Origin of the sequence: Streptomyces sp. PA03-6a, assembly GCF_033792765.1 — a bacterium.
In the GTDB taxonomy this organism is placed as follows: Bacteria; Actinomycetota; Actinomycetes; order Streptomycetales; family Streptomycetaceae; genus Actinacidiphila.
Genome location: NZ_JARAVK010000590.1, coordinates 1 through 871, shown reverse-complemented (window position 1 = coordinate 871; position 871 = coordinate 1). Strand labels below are relative to the sequence as shown.

Annotated in this window: 2 protein-coding genes; one reads left to right on the top strand and one right to left on the bottom strand. The window is 66.0% G+C overall.

Going from position 1 to position 871, the window contains the following annotated elements:
• The coding region (locus PV350_RS46770; RefSeq protein ID WP_500339331.1) for a DUF8827 family protein at window positions 1-132 on the top strand (132 nt) is incomplete at its 5' end.
• Here the strand turns inward: PV350_RS46770 and PV350_RS46765 are convergent.
• The gene (locus PV350_RS46765; protein WP_319140882.1) at window positions 129-437 is read right to left on the bottom strand and encodes a DUF8827 family protein; all 309 of its coding nucleotides are present in this window, start codon (window positions 435-437) and stop codon (window positions 129-131) included. The two genes, PV350_RS46770 and PV350_RS46765, sit on opposite strands and share 4 nt — an antisense overlap.
• Between the last annotated feature and the right edge of the window lie 434 nt (window positions 438-871).

Below are 871 nucleotides of genomic sequence, written 5' to 3'. Positions count from 1 at the left end.
GCGCTCCGCGACACCTTCAGTGCGGAGCAGGGCAAGGGACTGATCATCGCCGGCCTGACCGGCGTGTTCATCATCGGCTCCCTCGGGGACAGTGCGCAGGGGATGGGGCGGAGTCCGACGCGTGGTCGCTAGACCGCCATCCCGTAGACGATGGTGAAGAGCGTGCCGAGGGAGCCGATGATGAACACGCCGGTCAGGCCGGCGATGATCAGTCCCTTGCCCTGCTCCGCACTGAAGGTGTCGCGGAGCGCCGTGGCTCCGATGCGCTGTTTCGCCGCGCCCCAGATCGCGATGGCCAGGCAGAGCAGGATCGCCACTGCCATGACCACCTCGATCATGACGCGTGCTTCGTTCCCCAGGGAGCCGAAAGGCCCCCAGTCCGGGGCGATACCACCGATGATGGTGTTGATGTCGCCCTTGTCGGCCGCCAGGAACATGAGAACTCACCACCACGCTAGATCAGTTGGCGTCCTCGACGGGGCGCAAGGAGCCAAGGTCTATCTTGGCGGAGGATGCCGCCGTCGTATGTCGACTCGGCGACTTTCTCAGCCGATTCCCCGGTGTGATCCGGGCCGCAACCGCCAGACTGGACACACTGGCGTGCGATCCGGTGTTCGATGGGACTTTGTTGACTACTCTGTGTATCACGGTGGTGAGCGGAGGGCAACGATTGGCGGCGCTGCGGGTGGGGATGCTCCCCAGGGCCTGGCGCACCGTCACCTTCGGCGCCGGGCAGGGTGATGTGACGAAGGGGTGGGGCGGGTGACGGCGGCTTCGCGGACCGCGCGGAAGGCCTGGCTGGTGTCGGGGGTCGTGGGTGGCCTGTTCTTGTCGTTCGTCATGCTGCTCGTGGTCGGTACGTACCTGGTGG

Coding starts and splice junctions, on each gene's coding strand:
- PV350_RS46765 (WP_319140882.1), bottom strand. CDS start 437: ATGTTCCTGGCGGCCGACAAGGGCGACATCAACACCATCATCGGTGGT.